The sequence below is a fragment of the Paenibacillus sp. LT-B23 genome, assembly GCF_059417685.1.
The window spans coordinates 44,942-62,547 of the sequence record NZ_JBSQBM010000021.1 but is presented as its reverse complement, the minus strand read 5'-3'; the positions used below and the strand labels follow the sequence as shown (position 1 = coordinate 62,547).

At 49.5% G+C, this 17,606-nt stretch carries 17 protein-coding genes and 1 riboswitch; of the genes, 11 read left to right on the top strand and 6 right to left on the bottom strand.

Going from position 1 to position 17,606, the window contains the following annotated elements; genetic code table 11:
* Window positions 1-3 precede the first annotated feature (3 nt).
* On the bottom strand, window positions 4-1,158 hold the full coding sequence (gene yiaY, locus ACWXW9_RS22615; protein WP_494931267.1) for an L-threonine dehydrogenase: 1,155 nt from the start codon (window positions 1,156-1,158) through the stop codon (window positions 4-6).
* 222 nt (window positions 1,159-1,380) lie between these two features.
* Here yiaY and ACWXW9_RS22610 point away from each other — a divergent pair, with 222 nt between their 5' ends.
* Window positions 1,381-2,259 (top strand): AraC family transcriptional regulator, encoded by an 879-nt coding sequence (locus ACWXW9_RS22610; RefSeq protein WP_494931266.1) that lies wholly within the window; start codon window positions 1,381-1,383, stop codon window positions 2,257-2,259.
* A gap of 100 nt (window positions 2,260-2,359) precedes the next feature.
* Here ACWXW9_RS22610 and ACWXW9_RS22605 read toward each other — a convergent pair whose 3' ends face one another.
* Both ACWXW9_RS22605 and ACWXW9_RS22600 read right to left on the bottom strand, forming a co-directional pair.
* The gene (locus ACWXW9_RS22605) at window positions 2,360-2,851 is read right to left on the bottom strand and encodes a DinB family protein (RefSeq protein ID WP_025681914.1); all 492 of its coding nucleotides are present in this window, start codon (window positions 2,849-2,851) and stop codon (window positions 2,360-2,362) included.
* 212 nt (window positions 2,852-3,063) lie between these two features.
* A complete protein-coding gene (locus ACWXW9_RS22600) occupies window positions 3,064-3,678 on the bottom strand; it encodes a superoxide dismutase (RefSeq protein WP_025681915.1) in 615 nt (204 codons plus the stop codon).
* A gap of 520 nt (window positions 3,679-4,198) precedes the next feature.
* On the opposite strand from ACWXW9_RS22600, the gene ACWXW9_RS22595 reads away from it, so the two are divergent.
* From ACWXW9_RS22595 to ACWXW9_RS22565, 7 genes are all read left to right on the top strand, one after another.
* Window positions 4,199-4,624 carry a GNAT family N-acetyltransferase gene (locus tag ACWXW9_RS22595; RefSeq protein ID WP_283654638.1) on the top strand — a complete coding sequence of 142 codons (426 nt, stop codon included), beginning with the start codon at window positions 4,199-4,201 and terminating at the stop codon, window positions 4,622-4,624.
* Window positions 4,625-4,754: 130 nt separating this feature from the next.
* Window positions 4,755-5,339, top strand: a complete 585-nt coding sequence (gene lepB, locus ACWXW9_RS22590; protein WP_494931265.1) for a signal peptidase I — start codon at window positions 4,755-4,757, stop codon at window positions 5,337-5,339.
* A 99-nt stretch (window positions 5,340-5,438) separates the two neighbouring features.
* A complete protein-coding gene (gene rnhA / locus ACWXW9_RS22585) occupies window positions 5,439-5,876 on the top strand; it encodes a ribonuclease HI (RefSeq protein ID WP_025681918.1) in 438 nt (145 codons plus the stop codon).
* Between the two features lie 89 nt (window positions 5,877-5,965).
* Window positions 5,966-7,678, top strand: coding sequence for a tRNA epoxyqueuosine(34) reductase QueG (gene queG / locus ACWXW9_RS22580; protein WP_494931264.1), 1,713 nt, complete (start codon window positions 5,966-5,968; stop codon window positions 7,676-7,678).
* A 107-nt stretch (window positions 7,679-7,785) separates the two neighbouring features.
* Window positions 7,786-8,040, top strand: coding sequence for a YneF family protein (locus tag ACWXW9_RS22575; protein WP_025681920.1), 255 nt, complete (start codon window positions 7,786-7,788; stop codon window positions 8,038-8,040).
* 51 nt (window positions 8,041-8,091) lie between these two features.
* Window positions 8,092-8,685 carry a GTP cyclohydrolase I FolE gene (gene folE / locus ACWXW9_RS22570; RefSeq protein WP_014279779.1) on the top strand — a complete coding sequence of 198 codons (594 nt, stop codon included), beginning with the start codon at window positions 8,092-8,094 and terminating at the stop codon, window positions 8,683-8,685.
* 203 nt (window positions 8,686-8,888) lie between these two features.
* Window positions 8,889-9,734, top strand: a complete 846-nt coding sequence (locus ACWXW9_RS22565; protein WP_494931263.1) for a lipoate--protein ligase family protein — start codon at window positions 8,889-8,891, stop codon at window positions 9,732-9,734.
* A gap of 35 nt (window positions 9,735-9,769) precedes the next feature.
* Here ACWXW9_RS22565 and ACWXW9_RS22560 read toward each other — a convergent pair whose 3' ends face one another.
* Complete coding sequence (locus tag ACWXW9_RS22560) at window positions 9,770-11,167, bottom strand: Fe-Mn family superoxide dismutase (RefSeq protein ID WP_494931309.1); 1,398 nt, start codon at window positions 11,165-11,167, stop codon at window positions 9,770-9,772.
* A gap of 254 nt (window positions 11,168-11,421) precedes the next feature.
* On the bottom strand, window positions 11,422-12,459 hold the full coding sequence (locus ACWXW9_RS22555; protein WP_494931262.1) for an alpha/beta hydrolase: 1,038 nt from the start codon (window positions 12,457-12,459) through the stop codon (window positions 11,422-11,424).
* Window positions 12,460-12,758: 299 nt separating this feature from the next.
* Between ACWXW9_RS22555 and ACWXW9_RS22550 the strand changes: the two genes are divergently transcribed.
* Entirely contained in the window at window positions 12,759-13,502 is a 744-nt protein-coding gene (locus tag ACWXW9_RS22550) for an IclR family transcriptional regulator (protein WP_494931261.1), read from the top strand.
* Between the two features lie 107 nt (window positions 13,503-13,609).
* Window positions 13,610-13,722, top strand: a riboswitch (TPP riboswitch).
* Window positions 13,723-13,904: 182 nt separating this feature from the next.
* Window positions 13,905-15,692 carry a phosphomethylpyrimidine synthase ThiC gene (gene thiC, locus ACWXW9_RS22545; protein ID WP_494931260.1) on the top strand — a complete coding sequence of 596 codons (1,788 nt, stop codon included), beginning with the start codon at window positions 13,905-13,907 and terminating at the stop codon, window positions 15,690-15,692.
* Window positions 15,693-15,797: 105 nt separating this feature from the next.
* Here the strand turns inward: thiC and ACWXW9_RS22540 are convergent, their stop codons facing one another.
* Window positions 15,798-15,950: a hypothetical protein gene (locus ACWXW9_RS22540; protein WP_010348453.1), complete on the bottom strand. Its 153-nt coding sequence runs from the start codon at window positions 15,948-15,950 to the stop codon at window positions 15,798-15,800.
* Between the two features lie 605 nt (window positions 15,951-16,555).
* Here ACWXW9_RS22540 and ACWXW9_RS22535 point away from each other — a divergent pair.
* Window positions 16,556-17,392, top strand: coding sequence for a YitT family protein (locus tag ACWXW9_RS22535; protein WP_044646111.1), 837 nt, complete (start codon window positions 16,556-16,558; stop codon window positions 17,390-17,392).
* Window positions 17,393-17,606 lie beyond the last annotated feature (214 nt).

Below are 17,606 nucleotides of genomic sequence, written 5' to 3'. Positions count from 1 at the left end.
TATTTACATCGCCTGTTCAAAAATGTTGATCACTTCTTGTTGCGTAGGCTGAATCGGATTCGTTGCACCGCAGGCATCTTTGAGTGCGTTAGCAGCGAGAACAGCGAAATCTTCGCGTTTGACGCCGAGTTCTTCCAGCCCGGAAGGGATGTTGACCCGTTTAGCCAGCTTTTCGATAGCGTGCAGGGCGAGGTTGGCACCTTGTTCCGGTGTAACACCGTCCGTTTTTTCGCCAAGTGTACGGGCAATGTCGGTGAGTCGTTGGGCGGAAGCCTTGGCATTATAGCGCTCTACATGCGGCAGCAAAATGGCGTTACAGACCCCGTGCGGCAGATTATAGAAGCCACCCAGTTGGTGCGCCATGGCGTGAACAAAGCCTAATCCGGCGTTATTGAACGCCATCCCTGCGAGGAACTCGGCGTAGGCCATTTGGCTACGGGCTTCCACATCATTTCCGTCATCGACGGCTTTGACCAGATGATCCCGAATCAGCTCAATTGCTTTAAGCGCGCAAGCATCTGTGATCGGTGTGGCATTTGTGGAAACATAAGCTTCAATAGAATGAGTGAGCGCATCCATCCCCGTTGCGGCAGTTAATGATTTGGGCATAGCCATCATCAGATCAGGATCATTGACGGCAATGAGTGGTGTCGTGTGCTTGTCGACAATCGCCATTTTGATATGACGCTCTTCATCCGTAATAATACAAAACATAGTCATTTCACTAGCTGTTCCTGCCGTGGTGTTAATGGCAATCAGTGGGAAGGAAGGCTTCCCGGATTTATCCACGCCTTCGTAGTCGCCGATCTGTCCGCCGTTGGAGGCCAAAAGCGCGATTCCCTTGGCACAATCATGCGGTGACCCGCCTCCGAGCGAAATAATAAAATCACACCCGGATTGTTTCAGCAGCGCCAAGCCCTCGTTGACATTGGAAACTGTGGGATTCGGCTGCGTGCCGCTGTATACGACGGATTTTACGTTATGACTGTCCAACATAGTTGTTACTTTTTTCACAATCCCAATATCAACTAAAGGCTTATCGGTTACGATCAATGCATTTTTAAAGCCCAATTTTCCGATTTCTGTACCTGCATCCGCCAGTGCGCCTGAGCCCATAAGACTCATACCCGGCATCATAAATTTTGAAGTTCCCGTCATAAACATGCATCCACCTTTGTTATTATTTTGAGGTAAATCAAGGTATAATGATGGAATTAAAGGATCTTACAACCATCCTTATATCCTTATCATACTGCCCTATATTGGCGGGAACTAACGCATTTTATTATAAAATATCGTGATTTTTAAAAGGGAGCATTTTGCATAAATCCAGAGAGCGGCCTTCAATCAGATTATGCAAAATGCTGAAGGGTGAAACGGATGGAACATTCCAAGACTTTAGGCGACTTTAATCGTTATAGCGAACTGCAATATGGATATGAAACCGATCTGATCAGAATTTTGTATTATGATCTTCCAGAAAATTATTACGAGAAATATGCTTCATATGAATGCCCGAAGCTGTGTACGATTTTGGAGGGGAGAAAAGAAGTCAAAATTAATGAAACGGAGCATTTTGAATACGATTCTCAGGAGATTATCCTGCTTCCTCCACAGTCCAGCGTTGAAATGAAAATCAAAGAACACACCAAGGCACTGGTCTTTGAATTAAGCGATCAGTTGATGGAACGGTTAAGGAACGTGGTAGAGGAGGAATTTCAGGTCCCGGAGAGTTGCCCGACCCATTCGGTGGTTCGCTGCGAGCTGAACGAAAAGGCGGACTCACTTACCGCATCGATGGAGCGGATCAAGCAATATATGGCACATCCCGCTGAAAGAAAAAATTTCCTGATTGATCTGAGCGCTCAGGAAATGGCCTATCATCTGCTACAGATGCAGGTGCTTGAGCAGAATCTGCTTACGAATCATCGGCATCCTGTGTTTCGGGCGATCCGGGATATTCAGGAGCAGTTGCCTGGCATTAGGCATGTGAAGGATTTGGCGGATAACTATAATATGTCACATGCGAATTTCACGAATCAGTTTAAAAAAATAACAGGATTAACTCCGCTTGACTATATAACGAATCAAAAAATGCAGCTCGCCAAGCAATGGCTCCAGCACCGGAACGTGACGGAAGTCGCTTTTGATTTGAATTATGAGAGCGTTTCCTATTTTATTGGACTTTTTAAAAAGAAGTATGGCGTTACGCCTAAGCAGTATCAGATGAGTGTGCAGCGGCAAGCAGTTCTTACGTAATGCGAAACATATCCAGAAAGTAAAAGGGTCCGTCCTCAGCAGTTAAAAACTACTGAGGACGGACCTGTTTCCACATGGATATACATTTACGCCGTTAAAGCTAATCGACACCACGATCACTCTCAATCAGCCCTTTGCCGATTACATTGGCCGAAACTGGAGGCTTGCCGAGCTCCCGGGACCATATGGACAACTGCCCAATATGGTGGATTTGGTGAGCAATGACATGGCGCATCACCTCGCCCCAGGCATCAATCACAATCCTGCCGTCCGGGAGGTGATCTTCAAACCTTTTTCGTTCCAGACCTTCATGCCAGGAGAGCACGAACGGCTCGACATCGATTCGAAACTTCGCATCCAGCTCGCGAACCTTGTCCAGCGTATCATACCGCGAGAAGTCCTCCTGAAAGTCGGGTTTGCCCTGAATCGTTTGAACCCAGCTCCACTCTACATCGACGACATGAAACAACGTCTTCAGAATGCCGCCAACCCCGCCAACGCGTTCTTTCAGAAGTTCCTCCTGCGGTACCTCTTCACACCAGCGGTACCATTGTTCCCGAATCATCCAGTTGTAACGAAAAAAAGTCTGCATCCATGAACCTCCAGAGATTGTATTTAAGAAACGTCTCCTCCAGTTAACCATGGAATGCCAATCCTTCTTCAGCTTCACTCTGGCGGCTCCAGTAGGGCTCAAATGGACAGAAACCTTTGTGCACCAATTTAAATTGAAAAGGGCTGTCTCACTCGTAGAAAATCTACTTTTGAGACAGCCCTTTATTATAGGGTAGAGATGTTGTTATTGGCTTATTTCTTCGCAGCCGCGTAACGTTTGTTCACTTCATCCCAGTTGATAACATTGTAGAATGCTGCAATGTAATCCGGGCGTTTGTTTTGATATTTCAGGTAGTAAGCATGCTCCCAAACGTCCAGTCCGAGTACCGGAGTCAGACCTTCAGACAGCGGGCTATCCTGGTTTGGCGTGCTAGTGATTGCCAATTTGCCGTCTTTGCCGACAACCAGCCAAGCCCAGCCGCTACCAAAGCGTGTTGTAGCTGCTTTAGTGAAGTCTTCTTTGAATTTGTCATAGCCGCCCAGCTCATTGCTGATTGCTTCAGCAATGGCACCAGTTGGTTGTCCGCCGCCGTTCGGGCCGATAACTTCCCAGAACAGGCTGTGGTTGTGGTGTCCACCACCATTATTGCGAACCGCAGTGCGGATGCTTTCAGGAACGCTGTCCAGATTGGAGATGAGATCCTCCAGACTTTTGCTTTGCAGTTCAGGAGCGTTTTCCAGAGCTGCGTTCAGGTTTGTTACGTATGTGTTATGGTGACGATCATGGTGAATTTCTACTGTGAGCGCGTCAATGTGCGGCTCCAGTGCGTCTTTCGCGTAAGGAAGTTCTGGTAATTGAAATGCCATAGTAAATCCCTCCTGATTATATGGTTGGGTAAGTTGTTCCTATGTAATAATACCCTCGTCAGTTATATTAAACCGCATTCAGCCTATTTTATCAACATTTTTGTTTGTAAAATAGGAAACTGGGCATTACGACCTGGTAGCTATCATGTCCAAAAACCCGCTTGGAATACATGGTGTATAGGTAATAAGAGGCAAATTATACAGCCCTAAAATGTAAACGCTTCATATATAGCGCTTACACGAGAAAAAGGGATGTATTCCATCTAAAAGTGTGGTTTAATGTTCAAGGAAGCAGAAATTTCGGCTTTTTTGTCGTCTGCTATATCTTGTCATGTCTGCGGATATGACGAACTTGAGGGCATATACCCTTCTCCTGTTCTTCAATTCATATATAGCAGATCGTATTTTTATCATAATGCCTTGTGATTAACACCATGCTAAGAATTTTAAGGATTTATGTAAAAATGACGGTGCTGTCTCAATTTGTCTTATTAAGCTTACGAAAAGGGAGATATTACTTATGCACGTTCGTTCCTTTCAATTGAGTGATGTGAATCCAGTAATGGAACTCATGCAGATTGCCTTGTCTGAGGAGTGCTACAAAGAGACGGTGGGAGCTTTTGCCCGTCAGCTTTCGTGGGATTCCGGCTTGATCGTCGTTGCGGAAGAAGATGAAGAGCTGGTTGGCGCTCTAATCGGCACGATTGATCAGAATCATGGTTGTTATTATCGTATTGCTATTCACCCGGATCATCGTCGGATGGGAATTGGCAAATCGCTTGTCGAGTCTATGGAGCAGCGTTTTCAGCAACGTAAGGTTAGCCGCATCTGGGTAGCCGGAGACAAGCATAACAGCGCAGCCATGCCTTTGTATGAAGCGATGGGCTATGGGGCAAGCCAGATATTACAGACTTTTCAGCAGCTCAGCATTTTGGCTCCTCATTAATCGGCAATGGATATAAAGAGAATCGAATATTTTCAAAGCTAATATTTCCATTTAGAGCATATCTGAGTAACCGTTGCAATCGGGTACGGGATATGCTTTTCTATTTATAACAGGGTTGAGGAGGTTTATTATGGACACACTGGCTCCTTCGTCAGGCCCGCTTCCTTCGCCGGAAACGTCCAAACATGCAGGTCGTTGGAGTTACATACGCGATTGGTTGGTGACTCTTCTGATCGCGATGACCGTCTTGCTGCTGCTGAACCTGTTCGTGTTTAATTTGTCTACGGTCAGGGGACATTCAATGCAGCCGACGCTGATGGAAAGCCAGCATTTGTTCGTTAACAAGCTGGTTTACAATTTTCATGATCCGGGCAGGGGTGATATCGTGATATTACAAGATCCTGACTCCAATCCGTCCAGTCCGAGATTTTTAGTGAAAAGAGTCATAGGCACTCCGGGGGATGTAATCCGGGTTGAGCATAATCATCTATATGTGAACGGTAAGCTGCAAAACGAGCCTTACACCGACTCTGAGATTGAGGACGGTGATTACGGTCCTTTTACAGTGGAGCCGGGGCACTTTTTTGTCATGGGCGATAACCGACACGCCGCGGGCAGCAAGGATAGCCGATATTTTGGCAGCATTAAATCTCAAGATTTGCTGGGGCGGGCGGAGCTTGTATTTTGGCCGTTATCCGAGTGGAAGTGGCTGTAGAGCAGCCATAGTCTGTATGCTGAAATTAATGGGGAACGTGTGCAAATCGTCAGGACCATGACGGGGCAGGCGGTGACCGATCAGGAAGGGAAGAGAAATATGAAAGAAGTGATGGTATATACCGACGGCGCTTGTTCGGGAAATCCCGGTCCTGGGGGCTGGGGCGTCGTTTTACTATATGGAGAGCATCGCAAGGAGTTGTCCGGGGCCGAAAAAATGACGACAAACAATCGCATGGAGATCAAGGCCGTGATCGAAGCGCTCAAGCTGCTCAAGGAGCCTTGCCATGTAAAGGTACACAGTGACTCCGCCTATGTTGTAAACTGCTTCAAACAGGGCTGGATTAAGAATTGGCTTCGTAACGGCTGGCGTAACAGTAAAAATCAGCCAGTTGAAAACAAGGAGTTATGGGAAGAACTGTGGGAACTGATGAGCAAGCATGAGGTTGAGTATGTGAAGGTCAAAGGTCACAGTGACAACGAGCTGAACAATCATTGTGATTTCTTGGCGACCAGCGCTGTTAAAAATTTACGGTAGCATCTGCTGCTATATTCTGTTGAAATTTGAGATATGGGGATTTTACAGAAATCCTCATATAAGTGATATGAAAGAGAGGTGAGTATCGGATGCAACGCGGACAGACACCAACGGCTGCTGGAACCGCTTTGACTTGGGCCTCGCTCAAGCAGGAGATTATCGAAGCGGCTCCGGGGCTGGGCATCGACTCCATCGGGTTCGCATCCGCCGATCCCTTTCTGTCTCTGAAAGCAATATTGGAAGAGCATCGCGCCAAAGGCTATGAATCCGGTTTTGAGGAGCCGGACATTGATAAACGGATCTACCCGGAATTGTACGGTTCGCAGCCTGCATCCCTGATTGCCATTGCGGTGGCTTATCCTTCCAAAATGAAGGACCCGCCGAAGTCGGACAAAGGCAAGTACCGTGGCATTTTGGCGCGTTCCGCTTGGGGTAAGGACTACCACTTGGTGCTGCGCGAGGCGATGGAAAAGCTGGAGGCTTTTATAGGTGAACGGGTTCCCGACGCGATTATGAAAAACATGGTGGATACCGGAGAACTGTCGGACCGGGCCGTAGCGGAACGGGCGGGTATTGGCTTTAGCGGCAAAAACACGATGATGATTTCACCAACACTGGGATCATGGATTTATCTTGGTGAGCTGCTGACGAATATCCCTTTTCAGCCGGATGAGCCAGTGACGGACGGTTGCGGGGAGTGTACGAAATGCCTGGATGCGTGCCCTACGGGGGCGCTTGTCGGACCGGGGCAGCTTAATGCCCAGCGGTGTGTGTCTTTTTTGACGCAAACGAAAGGTTTTCTGGATGAGGAATTTATGCTAAAAATCGGGAATCGGTTGTACGGATGTGATACCTGCCAAATCGTATGCCCCAAAAATCGGGGCCTCAACTGGGATCATCATCCTGAGCTTACACCCGATCCCGAGATTGTGAAGCCATTGCTGCTGCCGTTACTGGATTTGAGCAATCGTGAATTCAAAGAGAGATTTGGTCAAAGTGCGGCAGCCTGGCGAGGAAAGAAGCCGATTCAGCGCAATGCGGTTATTGCGCTCGGCAATTTCAAGGATATTAGCGCCGTGCCCAAGCTGACGGAGGTTCTGTTGGATGATCCGCGTCCTGAGCTTCGGGGTACGGCAGCATGGGCTTTGAGCCGAATTGGAGGAAAACACGCAATGACAGCGATCGAGCAAGCATCTGAGAAGGAACAACATGAGCAAGTACGCGAAATGGTCGCGCAGGCGCATTCCAAACTTGAGGAACGAGAACAGGCTGAACAGCAAAAGGTTTCAGAAGGACCGACTACGATTTATTATGATGAAATGGAGACACCGATTGGCATTTTGACGCTGTGTGCGACGGACCGGGGGCTATGCCGGATTGATTTTGGCGTTTTTTATGCGAAGGAGGCACTGCTTCAGCAATGGGCCCGTACATGGATCGGGGAATATGTTTATGTGCAGGAGCCGGAAAAGCTGCGCGAGGCTGCGGATCAACTGCGTGAATATTTTGCCGGAGACCGACGGGATTTCACTGTGCCCTATGATTTGAGGGGTACTCCTTTTCAGGAGCAGGTATGGCGTGCGCTACAAAATATTCCGTATGGGCAAAGCGTGTCTTACAAGGATATCGCGGAGTCGATTGGCCGGGCCAAGGCGGTACGTGCGGTCGGCGGAGCGAACAACAAAAATCCGTTACCCATTCTGATTCCATGTCACCGGGTATCAGGTGCAAACGGGAGCTTGGTTGGGTATGCCGGGGGCCTGCCAACCAAGATGAAGCTGCTGGATTTGGAGAAGCAATGAGGACATACGTTTGCAAATTGTGATTTGCTAGCTGCCCCATGTTTTGCTATGATAGGTTCGTGTATAATTCAAGAGGTTTCATATAAATATACAGAGGTGACGACTTCGTGGTGTGGAATATTGTCATTCCGATCATTACCCTGATTGTTGGTTTGGTCGGGGGATTTTTCATCGGTGCTTATTATCTTCGCAAACAGCTTGAAAAGATGCAAAACGATCCTGATACGCTGCAAAAAATGGCCAAACAGATGGGTTACAACCTGAATGGGAAGCAAATGCAGAAGGCTCAGCAGATGATGAAGAACCAGCAGTTCTCCAAAAATCAGCCAGGTCCGCGTAAAAATCAGGGCCGTCGGAAATAATGAGCAACATAAGCACGGATGCCGCATGAGGTTGCACAGAGGAGGATTACTGTGGCTGGCGTAAAAGATTATATTAACCGCAAAGCTGCGGATAACCGGGATAAAATCGAGTACCATGTGGAACAAATTCTACAATTGATCGGTGAGGACCCCAAGCGTGAAGGCTTGCTGGAAACACCGGCACGCGTAGCGCGCATGTATGAGGAGATATTCGCAGGTTATGAGGTTGATCCCCGGGATGCGCTGGGTGTAACCTTCGACGAAAATCACGAGGAGCTTGTGATCGTGAAGGACATCGTTTATTACAGCCAGTGTGAGCACCATATGGCTCCTTTCTTCGGAAAAGTGCATATCGGTTATGTACCCAGCGGCAAAATTGTAGGGCTAAGCAAGCTTGCCCGTTTGGTTGAGGCTGTAACGCGCAGATTGCAGGTGCAGGAGCGCATTACGGCACAGATCGCAGATATTTTGAATGAAGCGGTCTCCGCTCACGGGGTTATGGTGGTCGTGGAAGGCGAGCACTTGTGCATGTGTTCAAGGGGCGTCAAAAAGCCTGGCAGCAAAACGGTAACTTCTGCGGTACGCGGAACGTTTCGTGATGATGCTGCGCAGCGTGCAGAGTTCCTCTCGCTGCTCAAGGATTAACCGAACAGGCGTGACGATGATGGGATGAATAAAAAAGGGTGGTTTACGCATAGGCGTAGCCACCCTTTTTTGCTAACATTAGATATAGATACGACGGGATAGCTGCTGTGAAGAAGGATGAAATGAAAAAATAGCAGCATAGCTGCCTTGAAAATTACGATTAGCCTATGGATAACAGTTATTTTTAAGATAGGGGATAACGTATGGAGAATGTACATATGTCAGCAGCCAAAACAACGGTTTTGCCTGATCTGCAATGGTTTGAAGTGCCACTCGCAACTACACAGACGAATGTTTTGTCTCCACTGGCGTGGGAGGAACTGGCCTGTCGGCAAGTAGGGCAAGGAGCTGCGCCTGTTTTGCATCTATGGCGGCACCCGGCTGCGTTGGTGATCGGCCACCGGGACCGCAGGCTTCCGTACGCGCCGCAGGCGATGGAGCGTGTGCGGAATGCGGGAACCTCGGTATGCGTGCGTCCCTCGGGCGGAGCGGCCGTCATGCTGGACAGGGGGGTATTGAACCTGTCCCTGATCCTGCCGAATCCGCAGCGGGCAATCAGCCTGCATGAAGATTTTCGGCTTATGGCGGGGCTGATTGCCGATGCGCTGGCCCCGTGGTCCGCCGAGGCGCAGACCGGGGAAATCGCCGGGTCCTTCTGTCCCGGCGATTACGATGTCAGCGTCCGAGGCCGCAAGTTTTGCGGCATTGCGCAGCGGCGGCAGGCCAAGGCCTATATCATCACGGCTTTTGTGATGATTGAGGGCAGTGGCGTGGAGCGCGCACAGGCGGTGCAGCGGTTCTATGCGGAGGCAGCCGGAGCTGCGCCGACGGGCGTGCCGAAGCCGGATTATCCGCAGGTGAATCCGGAAACGATGGGCAGCCTGAGGGAGCTGGCCGGGGTGCCGTCTGTTGAGGCGTATACGGCATCGCTGCGCCGTGTAGTCGAAAGTCGGGCGGCGATTTTGCCTGCCGATGGCTCACTGGTGCAGCCGCAGGGACTGACGGAGCAAATGGCAGCGCTCAGAGAGCGATACGATTCACAGGTGTAGTGGAAAGCATATTCTTGGTACAGATGAGTCTTGGTTTAGAACGGCTGCCATCTCAGCTTCGAGGCTTGGGTGTAGCGTTTTTCGACCTCAGGCCAGTTGACGACATGCCACCAGTCCTCGATGTATTTGTTGCGCTCGTTCTGATGCTTTAAGTAATAGGCATGCTCCCACACATCAATCGCCAGCAACGGAATGGACTCCCATTGAGTCAGGTTCTGGTGCTTTTCGGCCTGCAAAATTTCAAGCCGCCCTGCACGTGGACTCCACGTCAGGATGGCCCAGCCGCCACCCTCGACCTTCTCGGCTGCTGAGCTGAATTGCTTCTTGAATGCATCGAAGCTGCCAAAATCCTTTTTAATCTGTTCTGCTAGTGGCCCGCTTGGTGTTCCGCCGCCCTGAGGACTCATAATCGTCCAGAAAAGGGTGTGCAGATAATGGCCCGCGCCATTAAACGCCAGTTCGCGTTCCCAATGCTTCACAAGGTCAAAATCACCCGTTCTCCGGGCTTCCTCCAGCTTTTTCTCCGCTTTGTTCAAATCATTTACATAGCTTAGATGATGCTTGTCATGGTGGATACGCATCGTTTTTTCATCAATGTACGGTTCAAGCGCATTATAGGGATAAGGAAGCGGAGGTAAACGATGTCCCCCGATGGGAACAGGTCGGCCGGGGGAATTTTTTTCCGTAGCCGAAGGTTCTGTCTGGCTGGACTGAACGCCTTTGTCTTTATTCGCCCACGGGCCTTCCCACCTCGAACCGCCTGTCTGTCCTGTCTGACGCTCTCGTAGCGCATCCTCAGGGTAATTCTCACCTTCTGCCGCCACATGATACAATGCACTGGCCCGCGCAATGGAGCCGGGCTCCTGAAAGGGATTGGTGGAGATCAGGAAATACTGACTCTCATGTGCTGCGTGCAGCACAACTCCGGTGGATTTCGGCTGCTGCCGTAACGCATGGCTGTGCTCGGTCAGCAGACTGAGCTGCCGTACATACTCCTGTGACTGGCGGTTTGCGGTTTGCAGCAATTTGTCCAGACGACGATTCAGCTCTTGTGAGACAGGCTGTGAATCTGATGTCATTCCTGCCGTTGCCTTAGCTGATTGTAACTCTTCTGGCGCTGATCCTGACCCCAAATCTCTCGACTGCGATTGCCTGGCTTGTGCTTGTGCAGCAGCCGACGTTTGCTCCCATTGACGATGCCACGCCTGATCTGCCGGATCGAGGGCGCTTCGCTGCTCTTCTAGTAGCTCTATAGCGGTGCGTTCCGTCTGTTCGAATACTGTCCTCCAGTCATCCAGCAGCCGTACGTAAGCAGGCTCCAGGCCCTCTGTAGCGGACTTAATCACTTCCACATGCCAGCTTTCCTGCTGCTTCCAATGCCGGATTTCCTCCAGCACACGCAAGGGCAGGAAAGACCCGTAAGTACTCAGCATCATTTTTACCTCCCGTATCCCACTATGGCTATCCGGGCTGGTCCCAAGAACCTGACCCGGATGCATACGTACCCAGTATATTCGCCGTCTCATCGGGAATATGTCTACAAACTCCCCGGCTCCGGCGCGATATGTAATGTGGGGCAATGAATACATAGCTGGATGCAAAAAAGAAGCCGCGTTGCGGCACGGGTTAAGTGTCCACAGACGGGCTTCTCCAGGTTGAAAGGAGTATGGCTACTAAAATAGAACCATTACTGCGTAGTCGTTTGTTTACTGGCATTAGCGATAGTTTTCTTGTCCTCCAACTCTTGTACACCGCTTAAAAACGTCGATACCCGCCGCAAATACTCACGTGGATGCTCTCTGAAAATAAGCTCATGCAGCCCGTTTTTGACAATCCACACACTGGAAAGGGGGTTGGTTTGATTGGCAGCGAGCTTTTCCGCAATTGGGTAAGGAGCTTTTTCATCCTGCGTCCCATGCACGAACATGATCGGGAACGGATAGTTTTCTGCTTTGACCTCTTGATATGGAATCTGATGCAGGCTGGTACCGTTCAAGACTGGAAACAGCAGCTCCAGAATTTCCAGAGATGGATGGCGCGGCAGATCAATTTGATTATGAATGTTATGGTACAGCGTATCCGGCTCCAGCAGGAAGGTGCTGTCCAAAATCATGGCGTCCACATCCTTGGTTTGCAAGCCCGCCTGAAGGGCGGTTCCTGCTCCCATCGAGAAGCCCCATACGATAATCTCCGAGGAGCCGCGTTGCTTCGCAAGCTGGATGGCCCCGAGAAGCTGCTGGGATTCCGCTTTGCCTCCGGTTGCGACGGCTTTGCTATTTTGTGATGCGAATCCGTAATCGAACATGACAACGTTAAAATTCAAACGGTGGGCATAATGCGCCAGATCATACATCGGAATCCAGCTTTCTTCGCGGTTGGCCCCATAACCGTGGCTGAAAATAATCGTTTTCTTCGATTGATCTGCGGGGATATACCAGCCCTGCACCATCCGGCTACCGTCCTTGGCGGGGAAGCTGACTTCCTCGTAGGGCATGCCTTTGGCCTGCATCGGGTTCGAGTACAGTGGCGCGACGGTTGGATTCGTCAGTACCCATGCGATATAGGCGTGCAGGGTAATAAAGCAAAACAACAGAAAAAATACGACCGACAGCAGCAAGGCAATGACAACATGCTTGATCCGCAGCAGCCGGGGGTTGATCAGTGGGGTGGACGGCTCCTGGACAGCATGCTGTAGCTGAGAGCTGCGCTGGGATGTCGAAATCATGTAAGAGCCTCCTTATATAAAAATGAACTTCGTTTCATAGAATTCTAGGTACAATTCCACTTGAAAATGATAGTTTATGTCCGTATAGATACCTATTATCGTATGATGCGTGTTATCCAAAGTCAACGGCTGAACCGGAAAAGTAAAAATGATGCAAAGATTTGTCGATGTTTGTTCTCGTTCTGTAATATGGCTGTCACAAAAACATTGGTTTACAGTAGCCGCGACTATTCTATATAATTTATGTAACCATGTTTCATGGTGTGAAACGAATATGGAACAAAGAGGAGCGGTTCACAATGGAAGACCGTAAATTAACGGTTCGCGCCGTGGAGCGTGCGCTTGATATACTGATGTGTTTTACCGGAGATTCCGATCTGGGTCTAACAGAGATTGCTTCCAAAATTGGTTTACATAAAAGTACCGTTTATCGGCTGCTGACCACGCTGGAGGATCGGGGTTTTGTCGTTCGGAATCCTGCAACGGAAAAATACCGGCTCGGCATTCGGATATGGGAGCTATCCACCCATCTGTCACAAAGCGACGAGCCGGCGATCCTATTACAGCCAGCGATGGAAGGATTGCGTGACCGTCTGGGCGAAACGGTCAGCCTATACCTGCGCGATGGCAGCATGCGTATCCGCATTCAGGCCGTGCAGAGCAATCAGGCGATCCGCCGCGTTGCGCCAGTAGGTGCAAGCATGCCGCTGGCTGTAGGAGCCTCCAGCAAGGTGCTGGCGGCCTTTATGCCGCCGCAGGAGTTGGAAGCCCTGCTAAGCGGGGATGAATGGCCGCCCTTGGTAGACCCGGAGGTCTATAAGGCTCAATTGCAGGATATTCGTGAAAAGGGCTATGCGACCAGCTATGAGGAGCGGGAGCCGGGCGCTGCTGCTGTGGCTGCGCCTATCGTGAATCGGAAGGGACAGGTCGCTGCGGCCTTGTCTGTATCCGGCCCGGTCAGCCGACTAGCACCCGAGACGCTGCATGATTTTGCACCGATTTTGATCGAGGCGGCAAAGGAAATGGGGCTTATGCTTCCATAATCCTTGGGAAAAGGGACCAGAGAAGGGTTGCCAAAGCCGTAAATTTGAAGTAATCTGATGGGGATGGCGGGTTGTCAACTATAGCCGCCTCATGCGAATAGAATTATCACAGTTACTGGGGGAGCCTGTAATGCTGGGCTGAGATGGAATCGCACTAGATTCCGGACCCTTTGCACCTGATCTGGATCATACCAGCGTAGGGAAGTAATCGGCCATTGAAATGTATACGTAGCCGCTGTCTATGGCAATGCATCGGAGTATGATTCCGCGTGCGTAGCCGTCTGCATAGCTGTTTCGTTAGATTAGCCGGTTCCCTGGGGAACCGGCTTTTTTGCATAGATAGCCAGCCTGGGGATGGTTCCGGATCGGTGTGTCATTTCATCGAAACGGGAGGAATGGACAATGAAACCGACAGAAACAGAAGGAACAGCAGGGAACGCAGTGGATGAACAGACAGGAGGAGTGAAGCCCTTTCCGGGGAGCCGCAAGGTATATATTCAAGGCTCGCGGCCGGACATTGCCGTACCGGAGCGTGAAATCGCCCTGCATCCCACACATACGCCGCAGGGCACGGAGCATCATGAGCCGTTGCGTGTGTACGATACGAGCGGTCCCATGACCGATGAAGCCTATCAGGTTGATATCCGTAAGGGCTTGCCTCCATTACGGCGAGCCTGGGCACTGGAACGGGGGGATGTGGAGGTTTACGAGGGGCGCGCCGTCAAGCCGGAGGATAACGGGTTGAAGCCCGGCTCCAAACGGGAGACGGCTGAATTTCCCGGCGTCACCAACCTTCCGCTCCGTGCGCGGCAAGGGCATAGTGTAACGCAAATGCATTATGCGCGGCAAGGGATCATTACGCCCGAAATGGAATTTGCGGCCATCCGCGAAGGGGTGGAGCCTGAGTTTGTGCGGCAGGAGTTGGCGGCAGGACGAGCTATTTTGCCTTCAAATATCAATCACCCGGAAAGTGAGCCGATGGTGATTGGTCGTCATTTTCACGTGAAGATTAATGCGAACATTGGTAATTCTGCGGTTACGTCCTCCATCGAGGAGGAAGTGGAGAAAATGACCTGGGCTGTACGCTGGGGCTCGGATACGGTCATGGACCTGTCCACAGGCCGTAACATCCATACGACGCGTGAATGGATCATCCGTAACTCTCCTGTGCCGATTGGGACTGTACCGCTATATCAGGCACTTGAAAAGGTGAACGGCGAAGCCGAGGCGCTAACATGGGAGCTGTATCGTGACACGCTGATTGAGCAGGCGGAGCAGGGCGTGGACTATTTTACCATTCATGCGGGCGTGCTGCTTAGGTATATTCCGATGACGGCAAGCAGAATGACGGGAATTGTGTCCCGTGGAGGGTCGATCATGGCGGCTTGGTGTCTTGCGCACCATCGGGAGAACTTTTTGTACACACATTTTGAAGAAATATGCGAAATTATGAAAGCCTACGATGTGGCCTTTTCCCTCGGAGACGGTCTACGTCCAGGCAGTATCTATGATGCGAATGATGAAGCACAGTTTGCTGAGCTGGATACGTTGGGCGAGTTAACGCAAATTGCCTGGAAGCATGATGTTCAGGTTATGATTGAAGGGCCGGGACATGTCCCGATGCACAAAATCAAGGAGAATGTGGACCTGCAAATGGAGATTTGCAAGGAAGCTCCCTTTTATACACTGGGACCGCTCACGACGGATATTGCACCTGGCTATGATCATATTACCTCGGCTATCGGGGCAGCGATGATTGGTTGGTTCGGGACGTCCATGCTGTGCTATGTTACGCCGAAGGAGCATTTGGGTCTGCCGAACAAGGATGACGTTCGTGAAGGTGTTATTACGTACAAAATTGCGGCACATGCTGCCGATCTGGCAAAAGGCCATCCACGGGCGCAGCAGCGGGACGATGCTTTGTCCAAGGCACGCTTTGAATTCCGCTGGCGCGACCAGTTCAATCTTTCGCTCGACCCTGAGCGGGCCTTGTCCTACCATGATGAGACGCTGCCAGCAGAGGGAGCCAAGGAAGCACACTTTTGCTCGATGTGCGGTCCCAAGTTTTGCAGTATGCGTATCACGCAGGACATTCGCGCCTATGCGGCGGATAAGGGGCTGAACACCGAAGAAGCGGTAGCTGCCGGGATGCGTGAGAAGGCAGAGCAGTATCGGGATGCCGGACAGTAAAAAACGCATAAATAACAAAAGCCGTGGTTCTCTACAGATGATGTAGAAAGCCACGGCTTTTTAGCTTATGTAAAGCGAGATCATGCAACCGGATAAACGGATACTTTATTTTTTACCCATTTTCTCATTCAAAATGTCCTGAAAGCTGAGCTTCTTCTCCGAGCTGTCTTCTTTCTTCTGCATACTCACTGCGTTGGCACGTTGGTATTGGTGATGGAAAGGCATCAAGGTGTGTACAGTTAAATTCATTGTATTCATGTGGGTTGTTCCTCCAATTCCATTTTGTCAAATTCAGATTAAGTTGCTTAGGACGTCTGTATAGGACTATTCGTATGTACTTGATGTCGTAATACCGGGTAGACTGCTTGGTAATGTTTCAATCATTATAAACGCATTTTTTCAAATTAAAACGCTTTTGACATAAAACAGGAAGATGGTCATATGTGTCCAAAATGAGGATTAGGTGTATGGTCATTCTGAGGGAAAATGTGCCTAGGTCCAGAACAAGGGCCAGAGGCCCGTTTTCATAGTTTAGTAGTCGGGACCGTGTTTTTTTGTCGAATACCCTTATATAAGTGACATTTTGCAAAAATCCAATAAGCGACTTTCAATGAACAATATATAGATCGAAATGTTCCAGTTCGTCTATATATTGCACTAGGGAGCGACTGGAATCGAATTTTGCAAAATCCTGAAGTCAATATGAAGTCAGTCTGGTGGCGAATTAAAGTGTCAAAGTTGTATTGACTTTATGTTTGGGAGTGGATACCATGAACTGGTTGTAAGCGTGTTTTAGCTATAGAATCAGCCAATCCATCTGGCGATTCATCCGTTGAAATGTTTGAGAAAGGACCAGGACATATATGAAAAAAAGAATTGCAGACATCGCATTTATTATTCTGGGTGCGTTTTTTTTCGCGCTGGCTGTTAATCTGTTTGTTATCCCGAATGAGTTTGGCGAGGGGGGCGTTACAGGGGTCACGATTATTTTGTACTACCTGTTTCAGTGGTCCCCCTCGATCGTCAATCTGGTGATCAATGGCTTGCTGCTGATTGTCGGGTATAAATTTTTGGACAAGAGAACGACCCTGTACACCGTGATTGCGGTTGCTTTTAACTCGTTGTTTTTACATTTAACGGCCAACTGGCGGATTGATTCGCATGAGCCGACGATTAATGCCGTATTTGCCGGGGTATTGGTGGGTATCGGGATTGGTTTGATCGTGCGGGTAGGCGGAACAACGGCGGGAACGGTCATTTTGGCCCGGATCGCCAACAAATATCTGGATTGGAACATCAGCTATGGCTTGCTGTTTTTTGATCTGATTGTTGCGTTTTCGTCCTATTTTATTATTGGCCCGGAAAAGCTCATGCTGACTATCGTTATTTTGTATGTCGGTACGAAGGTTATGGATTTTATGATCGAGGGTCTGAATCCGAAAAAAGCGGTCATGATTATTTCGGAGCATCAAAACAAAATTGCCGAGATGGTCATTACCCAAATGGATCGGGGGGTTACAGTCCTGTCAGGCCACGGGTACTACACGAAAAATCCGAAAGAAGTTCTGTATATCGTTATTAGTAAACAAGAAGTGTCGGCGCTTAAAAAGATTGTGAAGGCTATCGACACAGCAGCGTTTATCACCATTCATGACGTGCGGGACGTGTTCGGGGAAGGGTTTTTGGATATTTCGAAGTAACTGGCGTGCGAAGGTAAGGTTATATGTAAAAATGGTTGGAAGTCGGTCCTGAGGGAGCGGCTTTTTTTGTTTTATATAGATAAGCTGAACTTGAAAAATGAACATCAAAACGGAGTAGGCGGAATGGTGCTGTACAAGCGAAGCAACATCCGTCTGCGCAGTGGCGCTTTAGGTAACTCTTAAGTTCGGTTTATATAAATAAAAAAATACCCCC